General features: G+C 67.4%; 22 protein-coding genes, 1 tRNA gene and 1 pseudogene. 14 read left to right on the top strand and 10 right to left on the bottom strand.

Translation table 11 applies throughout. The features are described 5' to 3' along the window. The first annotated feature begins 37 nt into the window (after positions 1-37). Positions 38-1,243 carry a lytic murein transglycosylase gene (locus MFF13_RS09740; protein WP_147751964.1) on the top strand — a complete coding sequence of 402 codons (1,206 nt, stop codon included), beginning with the start codon at positions 38-40 and terminating at the stop codon, positions 1,241-1,243. Next, a complete protein-coding gene (locus tag MFF13_RS09745) occupies positions 1,240-1,623 on the top strand; it encodes a RidA family protein (protein ID WP_147751965.1) in 384 nt (127 codons plus the stop codon). Before MFF13_RS09740 ends, MFF13_RS09745 begins: the two co-directional genes overlap by 4 nt. 35 nt (positions 1,624-1,658) lie before the next feature. Here the strand turns inward: MFF13_RS09745 and MFF13_RS09750 are convergent, their stop codons facing one another. From MFF13_RS09750 to MFF13_RS09760, 3 genes are all read right to left on the bottom strand, one after another. Then, positions 1,659-1,955, bottom strand: coding sequence for a hypothetical protein (locus tag MFF13_RS09750; RefSeq protein WP_238272083.1), 297 nt, complete (start codon positions 1,953-1,955; stop codon positions 1,659-1,661). 249 nt (positions 1,956-2,204) lie between these two features. Then, complete coding sequence (locus tag MFF13_RS09755; RefSeq protein WP_187273786.1) at positions 2,205-2,609, bottom strand: SpoIIAA family protein; 405 nt, start codon at positions 2,607-2,609, stop codon at positions 2,205-2,207. 25 nt (positions 2,610-2,634) lie between these two features. Then, on the bottom strand, positions 2,635-2,829 hold the full coding sequence (locus MFF13_RS09760) for a DUF3606 domain-containing protein (RefSeq protein WP_147751967.1): 195 nt from the start codon (positions 2,827-2,829) through the stop codon (positions 2,635-2,637). 174 nt (positions 2,830-3,003) lie between these two features. Here MFF13_RS09760 and MFF13_RS09765 point away from each other — a divergent pair, with 174 nt between their 5' ends. The 6 genes from MFF13_RS09765 (at position 3,004) to MFF13_RS09790 (ending at position 7,483) form a co-directional block, all read left to right on the top strand. After that, complete coding sequence (locus MFF13_RS09765; RefSeq protein WP_147814328.1) at positions 3,004-3,693, top strand: hemerythrin domain-containing protein; 690 nt, start codon at positions 3,004-3,006, stop codon at positions 3,691-3,693. 82 nt (positions 3,694-3,775) lie between these two features. Then, a complete protein-coding gene (locus MFF13_RS09770) occupies positions 3,776-4,117 on the top strand; it encodes a hypothetical protein (RefSeq protein ID WP_147831980.1) in 342 nt (113 codons plus the stop codon). A 124-nt stretch (positions 4,118-4,241) separates the two neighbouring features. After that, positions 4,242-4,646, top strand: coding sequence for a cupin domain-containing protein (locus MFF13_RS09775; protein ID WP_147751969.1), 405 nt, complete (start codon positions 4,242-4,244; stop codon positions 4,644-4,646). Positions 4,647-4,719: 73 nt separating this feature from the next. Further along, a complete protein-coding gene (locus MFF13_RS09780; RefSeq protein WP_147751970.1) occupies positions 4,720-5,001 on the top strand; it encodes a hypothetical protein in 282 nt (93 codons plus the stop codon). Positions 5,002-5,073: 72 nt separating this feature from the next. Further along, a complete protein-coding gene (locus MFF13_RS09785) occupies positions 5,074-5,763 on the top strand; it encodes a YoaK family protein (protein WP_147751971.1) in 690 nt (229 codons plus the stop codon). 250 nt (positions 5,764-6,013) lie between these two features. Beyond that, on the top strand, positions 6,014-7,483 hold the full coding sequence (locus MFF13_RS09790; RefSeq protein WP_147751972.1) for an MDR family MFS transporter: 1,470 nt from the start codon (positions 6,014-6,016) through the stop codon (positions 7,481-7,483). Positions 7,484-7,516: 33 nt separating this feature from the next. Here the strand turns inward: MFF13_RS09790 and MFF13_RS09795 are convergent, their stop codons facing one another. Continuing rightward, positions 7,517-8,917 (bottom strand): MFS transporter, encoded by a 1,401-nt coding sequence (locus MFF13_RS09795; protein WP_147751973.1) that lies wholly within the window; start codon positions 8,915-8,917, stop codon positions 7,517-7,519. Between the two features lie 534 nt (positions 8,918-9,451). Between MFF13_RS09795 and MFF13_RS09800 the strand changes: the two genes are divergently transcribed. Further along, positions 9,452-9,527: transfer RNA gene (locus MFF13_RS09800), tRNA-Ile, on the top strand. Between the two features lie 84 nt (positions 9,528-9,611). Further along, entirely contained in the window at positions 9,612-11,372 is a 1,761-nt protein-coding gene (locus tag MFF13_RS09805; RefSeq protein ID WP_238272085.1) for a site-specific integrase, read from the top strand. 301 nt (positions 11,373-11,673) lie between these two features. On the opposite strand, the gene MFF13_RS09810 is transcribed toward MFF13_RS09805, so the two are convergent. Both MFF13_RS09810 and MFF13_RS09815 read right to left on the bottom strand, forming a co-directional pair. Then, positions 11,674-13,146 (bottom strand): hypothetical protein, encoded by a 1,473-nt coding sequence (locus MFF13_RS09810; protein ID WP_238272086.1) that lies wholly within the window; start codon positions 13,144-13,146, stop codon positions 11,674-11,676. A gap of 11 nt (positions 13,147-13,157) precedes the next feature. Continuing rightward, positions 13,158-13,436, bottom strand: a complete 279-nt coding sequence (locus MFF13_RS09815; RefSeq protein WP_238272087.1) for a hypothetical protein — start codon at positions 13,434-13,436, stop codon at positions 13,158-13,160. A 957-nt stretch (positions 13,437-14,393) separates the two neighbouring features. Between MFF13_RS09815 and MFF13_RS09820 the strand changes: the two genes are divergently transcribed. Further along, positions 14,394-14,726, top strand: a complete 333-nt coding sequence (locus tag MFF13_RS09820; RefSeq protein ID WP_238272088.1) for a transcriptional regulator KorA — start codon at positions 14,394-14,396, stop codon at positions 14,724-14,726. A gap of 6 nt (positions 14,727-14,732) precedes the next feature. Here the strand turns inward: MFF13_RS09820 and MFF13_RS09825 are convergent, their stop codons facing one another. Continuing rightward, positions 14,733-15,047, bottom strand: coding sequence for a hypothetical protein (locus MFF13_RS09825; protein WP_238272089.1), 315 nt, complete (start codon positions 15,045-15,047; stop codon positions 14,733-14,735). A 75-nt stretch (positions 15,048-15,122) separates the two neighbouring features. Between MFF13_RS09825 and MFF13_RS09830 the strand changes: the two genes are divergently transcribed. From MFF13_RS09830 to MFF13_RS09840, 3 genes are all read left to right on the top strand, one after another. Next, positions 15,123-15,488 carry a hypothetical protein gene (locus MFF13_RS09830; protein ID WP_238272090.1) on the top strand — a complete coding sequence of 122 codons (366 nt, stop codon included), beginning with the start codon at positions 15,123-15,125 and terminating at the stop codon, positions 15,486-15,488. Between the two features lie 125 nt (positions 15,489-15,613). Further along, the gene (locus MFF13_RS09835) at positions 15,614-16,180 is read left to right on the top strand and encodes a recombinase family protein (RefSeq protein ID WP_238272091.1); all 567 of its coding nucleotides are present in this window, start codon (positions 15,614-15,616) and stop codon (positions 16,178-16,180) included. Positions 16,181-16,430: 250 nt separating this feature from the next. Further along, complete coding sequence (locus tag MFF13_RS09840; RefSeq protein ID WP_238272092.1) at positions 16,431-17,708, top strand: hypothetical protein; 1,278 nt, start codon at positions 16,431-16,433, stop codon at positions 17,706-17,708. Positions 17,709-17,729: 21 nt separating this feature from the next. Here MFF13_RS09840 and MFF13_RS09845 read toward each other — a convergent pair whose 3' ends face one another. The 3 genes and pseudogenes from MFF13_RS09845 to MFF13_RS09855 all read right to left on the bottom strand — a co-directional run. Beyond that, positions 17,730-18,137: a hypothetical protein gene (locus MFF13_RS09845; RefSeq protein ID WP_238272093.1), complete on the bottom strand. Its 408-nt coding sequence runs from the start codon at positions 18,135-18,137 to the stop codon at positions 17,730-17,732. Between the two features lie 190 nt (positions 18,138-18,327). Continuing rightward, positions 18,328-18,462, bottom strand: a pseudogene (locus MFF13_RS09850) (IS630 family transposase); the annotation flags it as partial. Between the two features lie 46 nt (positions 18,463-18,508). Continuing rightward, a partial coding sequence (locus MFF13_RS09855) for an IS66 family transposase (RefSeq protein ID WP_238272094.1) occupies positions 18,509-18,846 on the bottom strand: 338 nt, incomplete at its 5' end.

An 18,846-nucleotide genomic window follows, 5' to 3' on the forward strand; every position in this document is an offset into this window, starting at 1 on the left:
AGGCTCCCACGCTTCGGACACCATGCGAGCGACGACGATGCAGCGATCTCCCCGGCAGCGCTCCTCCCGCAGGCCGATCCTGCCGTGGATCGCCGTCGCCTGCCTCGCGACGACCGGTGCGCGGGCCGACTTCCAGTCCTGCCTCGCCGGCCTGCAGCAGCAGGCGGCGGCGCAGGGCGTCTCGGCGCAGGCGTTCCGCAGCGCCACCGACGGGATCGCCTTCGACGACAAGGTGATCGAGCTTTCCCAGGCGCAGCCCGAGTTCAAGACGCCGATCTGGGACTACATGGCCGCCCTGGTGGACGACGAGCGCGTCGACGACGGCAAGGCGGCGATGCGCCAGCACGGCGCGGCGCTCGCCCAGGCCGAGGCCCGCTACGGCGTCGATCGCTTCACCATCGCCGCGGTCTGGGGCGTGGAATCGAACTTCGGCAAGAACCTCGGCAAGATGCCGCTGGTGCAGTCGCTGGCGACGCTGGCCTGCTCCGGCAACCGCCGGCGCGACTTCTTCCGCGGCGAGCTGATGGCGACCCTGAAGATCATCGCGCACGGCGACATCGAGCCCGCGCGCCTCAACGGCTCGTGGGCCGGCGCCTTCGGCCAGACCCAGTTCATGCCGACGACCTACCAGCGCCTGGCCGTCGACCTCGACGGCGACGGGCGCCGCGACGTGGTCGATTCCGTGCCCGACGCCGTCGGCTCCACCGCGAACTTCCTGCACGTCGCCAAATGGTCGAACGGACAGGGCTGGGGCTACGAGGTGAAGCTGCCGGCCGGCTTCAACGCGGGCGCCGCCGGGCGCAAGAACAAGAAGCCGGTGGGCCACTGGGCCGCGCTCGGCGTCAAGCGCGTCGACGGGCGGCCGCTTTCCGCCGAGGGGCCGGTCGGCATCATGATCCCGGCAGGGGTCGAGGGGCCGGCCTTCCTCGTGACCAAGAACTTCGACGCGATCTACTCCTACAACGCCGCCGAATCCTACGGCCTCGCCATTGCCGTGCTGTCCGATCGCCTGCGCGGCCGGGCCGGCATCCAGGCCGAGTGGCCGACCGACGACCCGCCGCTGTCGCGGGCCGAGCGCCGCGACCTGCAGGCCCGCCTGACCGCGCGGGGCTACGACGTCGGCGAGCCGGACGGCAAGGTCGGCGCCAAGACCCGCGACGCGATCAAGGAGGTCGAGCGCAGCCTCGGCATGCCGCAGACCGGACGCCCGGGCGCGAAGGTGCTGGAAGCCTTGCGCCGGTGACCCGGCGCCTGATCGGCTCGGGCTCGCCGTTCGAGGCGGCCTACGGCTACTCGCGCGCGGTGATCGACGGGGGCTTCGTGTTCGTGGCCGGCACCACCGGCTACGATTACGCCACGATGACGATGCCGGAGGACGCCGCGGCGCAGGCCGAGGCGTGCTGGCGCACGATCGCCGACGTCCTCGCCGAGGCCGGGTCCGGCCTCGGGCGCATCGTGCGGGCGACCTACCTCGTCACCGACCGGGCGGATGCCGAAGCCGTGCTCGCGGTCTGCGGGCGCGTGCTGGCCGAGGTGCGGCCGGCCGCGACCCTGCAGGTCGTCGCCGGCCTTCTGCGCGCCGAGATGAAGGTCGAGATCGAGGTCACGGCGACCGTCGGATGACGGCCGCCGATCCCAGTTGGTTTAAGAGTGCCCGATCAATAGGGCCGGCCGTAATAGGGCCGGCGGACCGGACGGTAGCGGTCCTGGACGGGGCGGGCGTAGCCGTCGCCGTAGGCGCCGAGATAGGGATCGAGCTCCGGCGCGCGGTAGTTGCCGCTGTTGACGCCGGCCGAGCGGTCGTTCCCGTTCAGCGCGGCATAGGGCGAGAGTCCGCTGCCGCTGTCGCTCCCGCCACCGCCGCCACCCCAGGCGAACACGGCACCGGTCGAGCCGAGAAGAAGGCCCGTCGCGAGCGCGGCCCGAACCGCCTTGGTCGTCGTCTTGCGTGTCATCGCTTCGCGTGCCCCGATCGACGTGCCTGCCATGATCCTCTTGCGATCTCGCTAGAGGATGGCTTGAGGCTGGAAAACCGATTTCCTCGACTGGAAGTTCCGCTGGCGCCGGGGTGACTGGGACGTACGGGTCGTCGATCGTGTCGCACCTGCGCCATGCGCCGGTTGGTCCACACCGAGTCGCGCGCAGGCTGAGTGCGCGTCCACCGGAATGAAGGCGGCCGCCCGTCCTGGCCTGATGGGCCGGCCTCAGCTCTTCGCGACGGGCCCGGCTTCCGCGAGGTAAGCCCAGGCGGTGGCCTCGTCGGCGAGGTCGAAGGTCTTGGTGTCGACCGGCATCACCGTCCCGGAGAGCTTGATCATGGCGCGCGCGAACGACGGCGCGCCGACCACGACGTACTTCCGGATGTGGGCCACCGAGCGCACCATCACCTGGCTCGCGTAGCCGTCGAACCGCGCCCCGAGATCGGTGCCCTCGTAGTTCGACATGATCAGCAGCATGTCGAACCGGTCGACCGTCTTCATGGCCGCGTCGGCGATGGACGACATCCACGCGATGTCCGGCTCGGTGATGCGGTCCTTGATCTCGAAGGCGAGAAGGTCGGCGCGCGGGGATTCGCGCTGGATGATGGAACCGTCCGGTGCTGCGTTCACGCGCCCCTCCCAGGGTCTGCCGTCGTCAGACGATGCCGCTGGCCTCGTACGGCCAGGGCAGGCCGAGATGCGTCGCGACCTTCTCGGCGTCGTGGCCGACGGCGTCGACCGCCGCACCGAGCTTCTCGACGGGAACCTGGAGCTTGCGCGCCCAGTAGGCGGCCGCGTCCGGCGTCGAGAGGTTGACGGTCTGCGGTTCTTGGGTTGCGTCGGGCGGCATTCGGGTCTCCTGCCTCCCCCAATGCGGGAGCGCACGTCCGGTTCATTCCCGCCGGCGCGGGCCCGGCGTCTCCGGCGGCTTGCGCCCTCGCGCGGCACGCATCGCGCGGGGCCGGACCTAAGGAACAGCCCCTGGGCGAGGCGGTTGGCAGGTACGACTTATGGAGTACCGTGCATGGATGTCTGGCAGCTCATCGGACGCGATCACGCGAACATCGAGCATCTCATCCACGACGCGCCGAGAGCCTTGAACGGACCTGGCGTCGTCAGGAGCCGGGAGCGACTCCTCGACCACCTCGTCGACGCGCTCGAAGCCCACGCGCAGGCGGTGTCCGTCGGCCTCTACGCCCCGCTCGGCCGGCTGCCGCAGACCCGGCGGCTCGTGGACGAGCTGTCGGACGGGCACCGGGCGTTCATCGGCCAGCTCTCCGACCTGGCGCGGCGTCGCCGCAAGACCTCCGAGGGCTGGCTGAACGACTTCGAGGATGCGACCTACCTCGTGGATCAGCACCTCCATCGGCTCAAGCACGAGCTGCTGCCCGCCGCCCGCACGCTGCTCTCCGACAGGCAGGCCGACGACGCGGCGCGGGCCTTCGTCCAGGCGCGGCGGTGGGCGCTGCAGGCACGGCACCCCGAGCCCGCCCCGCGGAGCGAGCTGGACCTCAAGGTCATCGTCTGCACCCTCGCGGTCGGCGTCGGCTACCTCCTGTGGCAGAGCGGGTTCCTCGGCGGGAGCAGCCGTACGCGCGCGAAGGGTCGCCCGGCGGCCGACGGCCCGGTGCGGCGCCGGGAGCGCATGCTCGACGAAGGGCTCGAGGACACCTTTCCCGCCAGCGATCCGATCTCGGCCCAGCGGTTCACCTAGCAGAGGTGCGTGAGGCCAGATCGGCCGCATTCAGCCTCCTCTGTTCGTCGAACGCGTGGATGTCCTGATTGAGGAGAGGGTCATGCCGGACTTGGCGACATCGGACTTGGCGACATCGCACTTGGCGACCTCGGACTTGGACGCGAAGCGCGAAGAGATCGCCGCCCATTTCGCGCGCGAGCTCGGATTCGACGGGCTCGCAGGCTTGAGCCCGTCCGACCGGGCCCGCGTCGACCGCCGGACCGCGGAGGCGATCGACGGTTGCGACCCGGCCGCGCCGGAACCGGTCGACGGCTCGGGCGCCGACGATGGGATGCGCCGCCACCTCGCCGAGTATCGCGGCCTGCTGCAGCTCCGGACCGACGCGGCCAACGTCCGGCTGGCGGAAGCGGGCGAGGTGTTCGCTCCTGAGGACGACGCCTGACGGGGGCCGCCGGGAACGATCGGCGTGGAAAACCAGCCGTGCGGAAAACGAGGCGGCGCGTGCCCGGGCCGTTCCGCTGCGATCCGGTCCGTGCCATCCTTTCCCGAAACGGAGGATGCGTCGGATGCGGCGATGGCTCGCGACCTTGGGGCTTGTGCTGGCATGCGGTGCCGGCGTGATCGCCTTGGGGGGCTCGGCGGTGGCGCAGGAGATCAAGCGGACCGAACTCGGACGCTCGCCCGTCTCCGGCGACGACACCCGGGAGATCGTCATGCAGCTGGTGGAGTTCCCGCCGGGCGCGACCTCGCCCCGCCATTTCCACAACGGCGAGGAGTCGTTCTACGTGATCGAGGGCGGGACCGTGCAGGTGGCCGGCAAGGAGCCGAAGGAGCGCCCGGCGGGCGAGCGCGGCATCAACCAGCGCGGCGTGCCGCATGCGGGCTACACGGTGGTCGGCGACAGGACGATCAAGATCCTGTCGGTCTACGTGATCGACAAGGGCAAGCCGCTGCAGGAGCCCGCGCCCTGATCGCAGGCCGGCACCGACTCCATCCAAGCCGGGGCGCACGCTCCGAACATCCCCAGGTGAAGGGCGACAGGACATGAACGACACGCCGGATTTGGATCGCGCGGCCCGCGCGATCGCCGAGAACGTCTACGCGGCGTTCTGCCGCCAGGCGACGATGCCGGCCCACCCGCTCGAGGAGCAGACGGTCGTGACGCGGCTCGTGGAGGCGATCCGCCCGCAGGTCGGCGGCGCCCCGGGAGCGATCGTCGAGGCCGCCAACGCCGCCCTGTCGGCCTGGGAGCAGCGCGATCCGGACGTGCGCGGTCCGCGCGTCGTCGCGGTCGATCCGGCCGACGGCTCGGTGACCCTGGGTTAGCGGTCGAAGCTCGGCACCCGTCTCCGGGCGACCTGCCCGGACGACCTGGATCGCCGAAAAGGAGCCCCCAGCATCGTGCCTGCCTTCGCTGATGGAGACGCCGCGATCGGTGTCGGGCTGGCCTTCGTCGCCGGCTTCGTGGACGCCGCCGCCTTCATCGCCCTGACCGGCCTGTTCACGGCCCACGTCACCGGCAACGTCGTCCTGATCGGTGCGGAGCTGGTCTCGACCTCGACCGGGGTCCTCGCGAAGCTCCTTGCCCTGCCGACGTTCATCCTGGCGGTGGCCGTGACCCGCCTCATCGCCCTGGCCCTCGAGCGGAGGGGGGCGTCACCGCTGCGCCCGTTGCTGGTGCTTGAAGCCGCCGCGCTGATCGCCTTCGCGATCGTGGGCGCGTCCCTGTCGCCGCTCGGCTCGCCGGACGGCGCGAAGGCGATCGGCGTCGGCATGCTCGGGGTCGCCGCCATGGGCATCCAGAACGGCATCGGGCGTCTGGTGATCGGCCACCTGGCCGCGACCACCGTGATGACCGTGAACGTCACGCAGGCCGTGATCGACCTGACCGACCATGCCTGCGGGAAGACGCTCGGCGCGCCGGCCGCCACCCGCCTTCGGCGCACGCTGTCGGCCGTGCTGGCGTTCGCGGTCGGCGCCCTGGCGGGCGCCTTCGGGGTCGCCGCCCTGTCCTTCGCCTGCGTGCTCGTGCCCGCCGTCGTCCTCATCGGATTGCTGTTCGTCCCGGATCGCGAACCGAGTCCGTGAACGGCCGCCATGGGCCGGACGCGCGCGCCTCGATACCCGGCTTGGACCACCCGCGCTCGGACATGCCCTCACAGCCGGGCTCGCAGTCCAGGCGTCCGTGCAGCGCCGCTCGGGGTTGCCGAAGCGCGGGCGTCACGCCGTCTCCGCATCCCGCATCGAGGGCCGACGCCGGAGGCCGCGACGGTCTGAGCCGGCGCGCGTCGGCGTCCGGCCCCTGGTGCCCGGAGCGCCGGAGCCCTAAAGCCCAGGCATGCTGACCTCACCGACGACGCGCCGCCCGCTGGTCCTCGCCGCGGTGATGGCGGCGATGTTCATGATCGCGATCGAGGCGACGATCGTCTCGACCGCGATGCCGCAGATCGCCGGGCAGCTCGGCGACCTCCACCTCTACGCCTGGGTGTTCGCCTCCTTCCTGCTGACGCAGACCGCGACCACCGTGGTGTTCGGCAAGCTGTCCGACCTCTACGGGCGGCGCCCGGTGCTGCTGTTCGGCATCGCGGTGTTCCTCGCCGGCTCGCTGCTGTGCGGCTTCGCCTGGTCGATGCCGTCGCTGATCCTGTTCCGGCTCGTGCAGGGCGTCGGCGCGGGCGCGATCCAGCCCGTGAGCATGACCGTGGTCGGCGACCTCTACTCCGCCCGCGAGCGCGGCCGGGTGCAGGGCTATCTCGCCAGCGTCTGGGGCGTCTCCTCGGTGGCCGGGCCGCTCGCCGGAGGCCTGATCATCGGGCACCTGAGCTGGCCGTGGATCTTCTGGATCAACCTGCCGGTCGGCGTCCTCGCGGCCGCCCTGTTCCTTCTGTTCCTGCGCGAGGAGGTGGAGCGCAAGCGGCGCCGGATCGACGTGATCGGGGCCGGCCTCTTCACGCTGGCGATCGCCGCGCTGATGATCGCCCTGACCGAGACCTCGACCGCGCCGGCCGTGGCGACCGCCTCCGGCCTGACCTTCCTCGTGGCGATCACGCTGTTCGTGCTGCAGGAGCGGCGGGCCGCCGACCCCATGCTGGATTTCGCGCTCTGGGGGCAGCGCTCGATCCTCACCGCCAACGCCGCGACGCTACTCTCGGGCATGGCGATCATCGGGCTCACCGCCTTCCTGCCGATGTACGTGCAGGGCGTGCTCCGGCAATCGCCGCTCGTGGCCGGCTTCACCCTGACCCTCATGGTGCTCGGCTGGCCGGTCGGCGCGACCACGGCGGCGCGCAGCTTCGTCCGGTTCGGCCTGCGGCCGGTCCTGCTGCTCGGCGCCGCCCTGCTGCCGATCGGGGCGTCGGCCTTCGTGGCGTTGGGCCCGGAGACCTCGCCCGCCGTCGCGGCGGCGGGGTCGATCGTCATGGGCCTCGGCATGGGCTTCCTGTCGACGGCGGCGATCGTGATCATCCAGGACAGCGTCGCCTGGGCGCAGCGGGGGGCCGCCACCGCCTCGAACATCTTCGCGCGCAACCTCGGCTCGACGCTCGGCGCCACCGCCCTCGGCGCCGTCCTGAACTACCGCCTCATTCATCCGGACGGCGGGGCCACGGTGGACCCCGACCAGCTGCGCCGCCTGCTCGACAACCCGGCGAGCCTCGGCGGAGCCGGCGAGGCGGCCCGCATCAGCCTGCAGCACGCCCTGCACGGCACCTTCTGGACGGTCTTCGCGGTTGCGCTGCTGACGCTGCTGACCGCCCTGCTCGTCCCCCGCGTGGTGATCGCCGACGCCGTGCCGGCCGTCGCGGAGTAGCGAGCGCCCGATCCGGACCGCGCGGACGGCGTCTCACGCGGGCCGGGCCGTGTCCTCCTGCCGGACGGCGAGGCGCAGGAAGCTGACCACGCTGGCGATGGCGGCGAAGGCGCCGCCGAGCCCGAGCGCGAGCGCCGGCCCGTGCGCATCCGCGATCGCGAAGCAGGCGGCCACGAGGGCGGCGCCCATGGTCTGGCCGAGGAGCCGCGAGGTGGCGACGATGCCGCTCGCGCCCCCGGACCGCGCGGGCGGCGCGCTCGTCATGATCGCGCGCAGGTTCGGCGCCTGGAAGAAGCCGAAGCCGCCGCCGCAGATCGCCATCCGCCAGCCGATGTCCACGACGCTCGGGTTCGCCGGAAGTCCCGCGAGCAACCCCATCCCGAGGGCGAGGATCGCGAGCCCGATGCCGCCGAGCAACCCGGGCGGGTAGCGGTCCGAGAGCCGCCCGGCGAGCGGCGCCAGCAGCGCGACCACGACGGGCCAGGGCGTCATCAGGAAGCCGGTCTCGACCTGCGTGCGCCCGAGCGTGTGCTGGAACAGGAACGGCAGCGAGACGAAGGCGAGCCCCTGCGCCGCGAACGAGCACACCGACGTGGTGGCCGAGAGGGCGAACAGCGGACGCCGGAGCAGGTCGGCGGCCAGCATCGGCGCGGGATGCCCCGCCTGCCGGCGCAGCAGGAGCAGGAAGCAGGCGAGCGAGCCGACGGCTTCCGCCAGGATGCGCCAGAGCGGTCCTTCGTGGGCCGCCTCGCCGAGGGCGAGCACGAGGAGCGCGAAGGCGGAGGCGTTGAGCAGCGCGCCGACGACGTCGAAGCGATGGCCGGAGCGCCCGGTGTCCGGCAGCGCGGTCCAGGCCAGGAGCAGGGCGACGAGGCCGATCGGCACGTTGACGGCGAAGAGCCAGGGCCAGGGCGCGGCGACGAGGATCAGCGAGGCGACGGTCGGGCCGACCGCGAAGCCGACGCCGACGACGAAGGCGTTGAGGCCGACGCCGCGCCCGAGCTGGTCGGCCGGATAGATGAAGCGGATGAGGGCGATGTTGACCGCCATCAACGCGCTCGCGCCGACGCCCTGCAGCACCCGCGCCGCGACGAGCGTCGGCAGCGACCAGGCCAGGGCGCAGACGAGCGAGGACGCGGTGAAGAGGATGAAGCCTGCGATGTAGATCCTCTGCTGGCCGACGATCTCGCCGAGCGCCGCGATCGGCAGCAGCGTCGCCACGACGGCGAGCTGGTAGGCGTTCACGATCCACACCGAGGCGCTTGGGTCGACGCCGAGGTCGGCGGCGATGGTGGGAAGGGCGGTGTTGGCGATCGCCGTGTCGAGGGTCGCGAGGGCGACGCCGGTGAGCACCGCGACCATCGCCCGCCCCCGTCGCGCCGGCGGCAGGCCGTCATGGGCCGGAACGTCCGACGGGGCGATCGGTGAGGACATCGCGTGGGGATCTCGCGGGGGTGGCGGCGTGCTGCATGCGACCGTGGGCGGCACCTTGGCAAGAGTGCCCGGGGCCAGCGCAACCAGGGCGAGCGGTGCCCCATCGCGAGACGCGCCCGCCCCGCCCCGTGGAGGCCGCCTTAACCGCCCCGCGCCATCCTTCGCACGAGCCGCGTCGCGTATCGGCTCACGCTGGTGAGATCCGGGGTTCCCCCGCCCCGTGAGCAGATCGGGGCGGGGCCGAACCGTGGGCGTGCCCCCGAAATGGGAACGCGGCCTGCAACGGTGGGTCGGCCCTAATCCTGTGCCTGAGGGCTCGCCTCGATCCGCCGTGGCTCTCGATGCCGTGGCGGACAGGCGGGTCTGTCGCGTCCGGCCGAATGGGAGCGGGCGCGCGAGCGAAGGGCGGCCGCGCCCGGCGAAGCGCACGACATCCCTTGCTGTCGCGCTCCGTTCGCGGTACGCACCATCGGCGTCGCCGACGGGCTCGACGGATGAATCGTTCAGCCGAAGTACACGTCGTATCAACGGCTTGGGCCTGTAGCTCAATGGTTAGAGCCGACCGCTCATAACGGTCTGGTTGCAGGTTCGAGTCCTGCCGGGCCCACCACCACCCACGCAAGTGCTTGTGGTAGAGCAACATCCTGATACGAAACGGCTTTCTTGGCGCGACTGTGACACAGGACTGTGACACATGGCGGATGAAACCGTGGCTCGACAACCAAACCTTACGCTGCGTGGTGGAACGTTCTATTTGCGGATGAGGGTGCCTCTGGATGTCGCGGAGCCCGGTGGCCGGACTCATGTTGTCCGCAGTTTGCGAACGAAGGAACGGCGTCTCGCGATCACGCGCCTTCGTATCGAGCAAGCCCAATTAGAGCGGGAGTTCGAGGCCGTTCGTCGCCAATCGGCTGAGGATCTGTCGGTGCGGCGCGCTCTCGCGTCGGGTCGTCTGGAAAAGTTGGCGTCCCGCGAGATTGAGACGCTCGCTACCCGGTGGTTCGAACACGCCGTGCAACGCGTTTCACCGGGGAGCCGAGACGTAAGTGAGACGCGCTTCACCGACTGGGATGCTGTCCTTGAGGAGGTGAAGGCTGACGGTGAGCTTCTGACTAGCGCGGACCCAGAGGATCACGCGCCGCTCGTGGGCCACGTCGTCGATGCGGTCTTGATCGCTGCAGGTGCCCCTCCGGAGACCACTACAGGCTCCCGGATACGCCGCCATGTACAGCGCCCGCAGGTGGACCGGACCACGAGGCAGTATGTCGAGCTGGCGGCCCTGGTGCGACGTGGACTGATCGCGCTCAACCGAGATGCCATTGTCCAGCTGAGTGGTGAGGGCAGCTCATCCCGTTACCAGGGGGCAACGGAGGCCTTGGGCGTCGTGCCCAGCCGCACTTTGAATGAGTTGATCGCGGCCTTCGCGAACGATCCTGGCCGGGGGCATAGGACTGGTAAGACCGATGCCGACTACGGCATGATCTTCCTTGCCCTCAGGGAAGTGATCGGCGGCGATACCGATGTGCACCGCATCTCGCGCGACCACGCCCGGTGGGTACGGGATCTGTTTCAGGCCCTGCCACCCAATGCCACAAAGCGCTTCAGGGGCAAGACCCTTACTCAGGCGGCTGAGATAGCGACGGCGGGCGCGCTTCCAACCCTCAACACACAGACCGTGAACAGCCACCTGACGAAGTGCGCAACGCTCTTCAACTGGGCCGTGCGTGAGGAATGGATCGCGAAGAACCCTGCGGCCGGCCTCGCGATCGATGAAGCTCATCATCGACGCCGCGAGCCCTTCTCACCTGACCAGCTGCGGGCCATCTTCACAGCGGCGATCTACACAGGGTGTCGAGACGACGAGGCAGGATATGCCCGGCCCGGTCCCAACCATCCGCGCCGCGCCCGTTTCTGGGTCCCGCTCCTCTCCTTGTTTCATGGCCTTCGGCTCAACGAGGCGTGCCAGCTTCGTCCGCACGATGTGACCGAGCGCGACGGCGTCCCCGTCTTCCTAGTGCGAGCCGGCGAAGCGGATCAGCGAGTGAAGAGCAAGGCCGGCACCCGGATTGTGCCATTGCATCCTGACATCATTGAGCTTGGCTTTCTGAGCTTTGTCGCTTCCGCCCGCGAGCGAGGGGATCAACGTCTCTTCCCCGAGCTGCGCCAGGACGCCCGCGGCTACTTTTCGGACGCCTTCCAAAAATGGTTCACCCGTTTTTTGGCAAGCTGCGGTGCCGCGCGCTCCGGCACCACGTTCCATTCCTTCCGTCACGGCTGGGCTGACCGGTTGCGCGAGGCCGGCGTCCCTGAGGATCGACGGCGGGCACTCGGAGGATGGGCCGATACCGGCGTTGATGCGGGTTATGGGCGGGGTTTCCCGACCAAGATGCTCGCTGCCGACATCGCGGCTGTGCGGTACTCCGGCCTTGCGCTGAGCCACCTCGAAAGGAACTAGCGCGAGGTGTTATTCAAGGCCTCGCTTGTGAATAAGCATCGAGGGTTCGCCACCCCCAAATACAGCTGAATATGCTGAAATCAAAGCTGAATCTTGCTTGGGGGTGGGGTACCATCGGCGCCGATCGTGCCTCCATCCTTTTGTCAATTTTGCAGATCGATGTAAGAGTTAGCTTCGATCTTGCCGGGGTCATTCTTCGAAGTCGATTCACGCCCGGTGAGTAGCGCGTAGTGCGTAACGCTACTCGTTATGCGCTATGCGTAGGCATGATACGGTCTGGAGAACAGGCCTTGGTATCGGCTCAGCTTTCAGGCATCTCCGGCACCTCGGTTGCAATCTCGCTTGAGGCCCCGGTCGTCAGCCGGGTGACCATCCGCTCCAAAGTCGCGCGGTTCTTTTCGTCAGTGGTCGCGACCCACTTCCTGAGGGCGGCGGATACCACGTGGTAATGCTCGCGAAGCTCCTTGACCGGGCCCCACTTCTCGCCATCGGCAAGCAGGCAGCGCTCGATGATGGCCGGCAGTGTGTCCTCGTGGCCGAGCCGGCTATCGCGAAAGTTCGCCACGACCGGCCAGAGTTCACCAGTCCCGATGGACCGTGTGATCATCCATCCTCGCTCGCGGGTGTCGAGCAGCCAGTCCGCGGTGAGAGGTATTATCGTGACATCTCGCCGTTCGTCGTAATCGACGTAGGCATCCTCTTCATCGGGCGGATTGAGCAGTGCGTCCATCAACTGCCAGGCGCCCTGGACCACCTGACCGCCGACCTTGATGTCGACGCAGTTCCAGCCCGGTCCCAGGCGGTCAGCCTTGGACTGTCTGACGACGGTGTGCCCATTGCGGCTGCTCACCACGACCTCATGCCGATAGATGCCTACGGGGCCGGTACCGTTCTCGAGCCGTCCGATGCCCAAAGAGAACACCTGGCGGGTCGAGACGGTGCTTTCGAAGAAGCGGTGGTGCTCGTAGAGTCTGTCGAACTCCGCGTCAGGCAGGCGTTTCCCGGCCGCGTTGTCTGAGACCACGACGACGACGGCCTGGGGATCGGTCTTGAGCCACCTCGTGGCGAGCGTCACGGCCGGGAACGCATCCTGAACCCACCACTCGAACTCATCGAGCTGCTTGAACGCAAGGCTGTCACCGTCTCCTACGGGGAGTATCCGATGCCGTTCGATGACGTCGAAGTACCCATCCAGGGGATGGACCTCATCGAGGGGAAGGCGGAGGAGGCGAAGAACCTCCGCGACCTCATTGGCCGCGCGCCGCTCCTCATCACCGACGTCTTCCGCACCCGGCCAATGGCTTGAGCCGCGGGCGAGTTCGATGACGGCCTGCCGCTCGTCGGTGCCTGCCTGCTTGGCTGCTTCGACGACGATCTGGTGGTAGCGCACCGGCTTCCCGGCCAGATGGCGGTTCGGATACCGGCTCCGGAACTGGGCCAAGTCCTCGATGCCTTTCGGAAGCCTGTACTCCTGGAGTGCCTTGCCCAAGGGACGGCCAAAGACCCTATCGGCGAGCTTCTTCACATCCAGTCGGCCCGCAGCTTCGAGCCGGCCGAGATAGTCGCGCAGGTTGCGGGCGAGGACGAGCCTGTCCTCCCACCGCATCTGGGTGTTGGACGTCAGACGAGGTGCGAGGATCTTGATGAGCTCGTCCCTTCGGCCGACCTCGGCCAGGCTCGCCCGCTCGACGGTCGTCCTGGGCCGGTCAGGGGTATCCTTCGGCTTGGGGAAGTCGATGATCACCGCGCCGGTGTTCTGGTCGTGTTCGCTCACGGCGTGCCTCCTCAGCGACGGTTCAGGATGGTGATAACGAAGCCGTCGTTCTCGGAGACGACGAGCTCGATGCGGCTGGCCCGGTCGACGAGTTCGGGCGGGGTGCCTTCTCCGACGAGGTCGCGGCAGGCACGGGATGTCAGGCTGACAGCGCGCCGATTGCGGCCAGCGGGGCGCTCGCGGTCCCCCGCACGATAGACGAGGTCGAGGGCGTCACGACGCTTGCCGCGCTGCTGGGCACGACGGTCGGCGTGGGCGGTGAAGCGGGTGTTGACGGGGATGTGGGGCACGAGAAACTCCTGTTGCTGGAGGAGGTTATGCCTCAACTCGTGAGCCGCCGGTGTCCCGGAATGCTTCAGAAACCATCCTGGCATCCGGACATCTTAGTTCAAAAATCCGGACGTTTTCATCAGCTTTTCCGGACATGAAACCGGACTTGCCGTGGCGGCGTGGTTCAAAACGGCTTGGAAAACCAGCTTCAAATTTACCCGGTCCTCGGGTTCGTCGCTTGACCGAAGCTGAGCCGTATCGATCTTTTATGGGGTTATCTGGAACGAGAATTCGCGGTGGCTGGACACGAAAAGCTTGCCGGAGCTTCGGGCTCGGCTTCTCGGATCGCCAAGTTTCGGCCACCGCAACTTCGAGACCCTGACCTGACCGGCTGGCTTTGGACCGAGCTGAATGCCTCCCTCCTGCAGCATGTTTACGCGAGGAATGACCCAGTGACCGAATATTCAGTTGACAATGGATCGTGATTTTTGCTGCCAATTGATCTTGCACGTGGTATGTATTTCAGTAGAAAATTCCACAAATAACTTGCGCGCCTAAAAAGATGGTCATAGTAGGTTCATGCCGAACCGACGTAGCACCGAAGTGCGGGGAACGGCAGCTTTTAAGGTATGTTCCTCGCGCGATGAAGTCGGAAATGTCGAAATCACAGGTAGTTCGTATGGTAGCTCCACGGGAGCTTCTTGACGAAATCGACGCGCTTGCTGCCCGACGAACATCAGGTGTGCTAGGATCGCGTATTACCCGGTCTGAAATCATCCGAACGGCGTGTCGCGAATACGTCCAGACCCAATCCCGTACCGCCAGTGCAACGCGTTGCACGGCATCACAATAGTAAGAGTTGCTGCTGACCCTACGGCACTGCCTTCCAGGGATCCTGCCATCTGCTCTGGAGGCCGTGTTCGGTTTCGACCTCGATATCACCCCATTCGCCCACGCCGCTTAGACGAGTACAAATCATGAACACTCAGTACATTGAAGAGACCTCGCCGATCCCCTTCACGCCCGAATTGCTGCTCGACAAGCTGCCGGTCCCGATGCCTAGCGATGTCCGACCGATTGACGCACCTTGGGACGCAGTCTGGTCCGAGATGGAGCTTCGCGGGACGCTCATCGCTGCGCACCAAGTCCTGGCGATGGGCCGACCCATCGCGGATGTCGCGGCGGAACTGGGGCGCGTGCCAAGTTGCGTGATTTCCGCGTTCAATCACCTCTTGGATGCGCTCCGCATCGCGGTCGCGGATCCTTCGGCGCCGTATTCATCTTCGTCCAGCAACTCGATCCCGATCTAGGAGCGCTCATGGACACCGAGGCACCCGAGGATGAGGTTTCCAGGTCGCCAGCATCACCGCGAGCGCCAAAGCTACGGCGCCCGCGCCGACCATGATCTGACGATCCGCGGTTTCGAAACGAAACGAGCGGGTATCGAAACCCGGAGACATCCGATGCCCCGCCCCTGCTCCATCTGTGGCCATGCCCATCGAGCCTTGATCGACGCCGACCTCTTGGCCGGCGCTTCGCTTGACGACGTGCTGGCGCGGTTCAGCCTCCCATCGCGGTCCGCGCTCCAGCGCCATCGTGCCTCGCATCTTGGCCGAGCAGTAACGTTTCATCTACCGCCGACATCCCAGGCGGCAGCCCCGGCCTCTACGTCGAGCCCATCCGTCCCGGCGGACCCAGCTGCCTTGTTGGCGCAGCTCTTCGCACGAGCGACCGAAGGCTTCGGCCCGTCCCTGCAAGACTACGCCCGGCTGACGGTCGACGGCCTTGCTCACACCTATGCCGCCGCTTATGCCGAGGGCGACCATGGGATTGCCGTCCGGGCTCTTCGCGAGCTGCGGGCGCTGCTCCAATTTTACGCGCTCGTCCCAGTCGACCGGCTCAGAGCACATGCTGGCTGGCACGAGCCCCCGGTGCCGCGCGACCCGATATTTGACCTCGAACGCCTGTTGCTCGCCAGTGTCGCGGGTTCGACTGCCGAGGAAGCGGCTGCTCTCGCTGCGCTTGACGCCCGTCATCCTGGCTTCGCCGCAGACTGGCCCTCGTTCCAATAGGCCTTGCTATAAGGGAACGTTCCAAACGCAGGTCTCAGCAGTTCCGTTGAAATGGTTTTTGATATTTGGAACAGATTTTGTTACACATCTAAGACCATAGTGGAACGAAATGGACCGAAACGCGCATGCTCGTCGGATACGCTCGCACTTCGACACTGGAACAGGACGCCGGTCTGGAAGCCCAGGTGCGCGACCTCAAGACCCTTCGCTGCGAGAAGCTATTCTCGGAGCAGGTCTCGTCGGTAGCTCCGCGCAAGGCGCTCGATGCCGCCGTGGAGTTTTGTCGGGAGGGCGACACGCTGGTGGTGACCAAGCTCGACCGCCTCGCCCGGTCTGTAACGCACCTGGGCACGATCATCACCGCTCTAGAGACGAAGGGCGTCGCGCTCCGCATCGTCAATCTCGGCGTGGATACCGCAACCCCGACCGGCCGGCTGATGCTCAACGTCCTCGGCGGCGTGGCGCAGTTCGAGCGCGAGATCATGCTCGAACGGCAGCGCGAGGGTATCGCCAAGGCCAAGGGCGAGGGCGCGTACAAGGGCCGGAAGCCGACCGCGCGGGCCAAGGCGGCGGAGATCGCGGCCCTGGCTGCCGAGGGCCTGTCCATGGCCGCCATCGCCACCAGGCTCGGGATCGGCAAGGGCAGCGTCCATCGCGCCCTCAACCCGAAGCCGGCCGACGCAGCACAGTGAAACGGTGCAACGCGTTGCACGGCCCCGGCCCTGTCGGTGCATTTAATAAAGCGGCACAATCCCTATGAGCACCCCGACGCCTGCCGGTCCGGCCCCAACCGGAAAAAAGAAAAACCGACCCCATCAACTCACGTCGCGAAGCGGCGGGAGGGGTTCTTCCGAAGGCGTAGTGCGCAACTGCGCAGAACGGGAACCGCCCGCCCGTAGCCCGTTCGAAAACCCGAGTCAGGGGCAGACGCGCCCTGTCAGGATGCGCACGCGGCCGATCCTGAAACGGATGGACGCAAGCCGGGAATTCGACTTCCTGTTCCCATGCCAGGATGCCCGGCACGACTTCGTTGAGGTCGAGTTCACGGCTAAGGTAAGGGGAGCACCCCAAGAGCTAGAAACGGTGTTGCGCCGCCTCGGCGGCCGCCGTGAGACCGACGTGCTGCGCCTGCGTCCGCGGAGCAGTCAGTCGTGGCACCTCGATACACGCCCGGGCACGGCGCTGTTCGAGGCTACCGGCACAGTCGACATCCCGACCGGCCAAAACCTTCTCATCGTCACCTTGCGCGTTCAGCTCAACCCAACACGGTTTCTCGCGCACCAGCCGGACCCGACCCCCGGCACAATTCATCTACGCCCCCCGCTCGAGGCCTTGCGACCCAACCCAGCGGTCGCGAAAGCGCTCTCAGGTCAGACCCTGGACGGGGGCGACAACGTCTTGACCACGCCTGCGCAGGTTCCGGCGTTCTGCGACCGCGATCCATGGTGGACCGGCATCCTGCGCACGTACACCGACAAGGTCCGCACCTTCCTCGTCGATCGGATGGTCCCTGCAGAGTCGCGCGCGCAGCTCGACCGCGCCGGGTTCGGTCCCATCCGCAAGTGCGAGGTGCAGTTCGAGTTCTTCCATCGGGACGCGCTGTCATGGGCGGCGGCGTTCTGCGGCGCTCTATGCGCCGCCGATGATGCATCCGAGACCCGGACATTCGTGGGAACCGAAAATGCCCGCAATGCAACGGTCGGCTACCTCAATCTCACCAAGAGCATCCGTCTCAAAGTCTATGCAAAAGAAACCCAAAGAATCAGAATTGAGATCGTTTTTTCCCGATCTTCACGCATAACTCAAGCCTTGAAAAGGCTTAAGGCATCGTCAAATGCTGGGATCGTTGATAAACTGCTACTGCTTCGTGATGAGGCGGTGAAGCAACTGCGGAAGACATGGACGACGATCATGGATGTGACGCGCGACGGCGACGCAAATGCCGAGATGTTTGACTTCATGTCGAAGCTGAACAGCCGGGTTCCAGAACAGAATCGGCGGACCATGCTGTCGTTGCTCGGCAACCATCGTCGCGTAACAGCCACCCCAGCCGGTGGGCTCGCTCCAGAGGCTGTGTGCCGTGGGCTGGTCCGGGAGGGTGTCTTGATCCCGGCCGGCATCGTGACCCGTGGTCCGGCCCGCTACGCGCTCGCCCCGTCCTGGTCGGCCATGTTCGATCGGTTGCTCGGCCGGTCCGACGCCGTCACGACACTGCATTAAGGGTTGGCCGTGCAACACGTTTCACTGACACCGCCCACCCTGTCGCTGGATGCCCTCTGCGCGGGGATCGTCGCGCTGCATCGGAACCCAGTCGGCCTCGATTGCATCGTGCTGATGGTCGAAATCGACCGCCTTGTCGCCCGAAGCATGCAACCCCACGCCTAGATTCTGCGCCGCGTGACCGGGTGGAGCAAACTGGCAGTGTGGCGACACCTCGAACAAGCCGAAAAGGCCGGCTTGGGACGCTCGCGGCACGTGCGTCGGCTCTGCCGTCTCGCGCCGACGGTCACGCCGGCCGGTCGCGCTGTTCTCGCTGACGCTGCGAATGGCCTGTCCGGCGAAAAATGCGGCGCCCGAAGCCCCTTCTGTTGAAAAGGCGGCGGATGAAGCGCCAGCCCCCGTCAGGATGCGAAATTGCCTGCCGCGCATGTTCGCAGCTGCCGGATAAGGGGGGGCTCACACAGAGCACCCCGGCACTCAGTGCTTGGTGGGAGGGGCAGCAAATGCCGGGGGGGGCAGATTGACCAGGGGGAGGTGCAAATTTTGCACTGGGGGTGGTCAGATTGACCACCGGTAGCGTTTACCGGGGCCTCCCCTAGCTGGGGTCAAAACACAACTCCTAGTGGTGCGAGTCTAACACTTGGTGCCCGCGCTTTGCGGCCTGGATGATACGATCCGGGTCGGCGGTCCAGACGAAGGGCTTCGGATTACCGTTGCTCTCGGCGATGAAGCGTTTGATGGCGGCCTGCACCTCGATCAGCGATCCGAACAGTAATTACCCACCCCCATGATGGTAGGGTTCAGGCGCCAATGGTTTTGAGGATGGTGCCGAACGAGCCACTGCCGGTGAGGCGCGCGGTATCGACGACGGTGCGGATGGCGGCCTCGCCCTCGGCGGCCCACATCGCGCGGTAGCCGTTGGTCATCTTCCTCTGGATCACGGCCGGACGCAGCAGCCGTTCCGAGCCGTTGTTGGTCGGTTCGACGGCACCGGGATGGTCGAGAAACACCAGAAGCTGACGGCGCGCCCGGCCGATCTTGGCCTGCAGGTCGCGGGTTAGGTCGCAGCGGCTCGGCGTGGCGAGGATGGCGCCCAGTTGCCGATCCAGGCTCCGGCGTTTGGCGGCCAGCGTCGAGG

It is taken from the genome of Methylobacterium cerastii (assembly GCF_022179125.1).
Taxonomy (GTDB): domain Bacteria; phylum Pseudomonadota; class Alphaproteobacteria; order Rhizobiales; family Beijerinckiaceae; genus Methylobacterium; species Methylobacterium cerastii.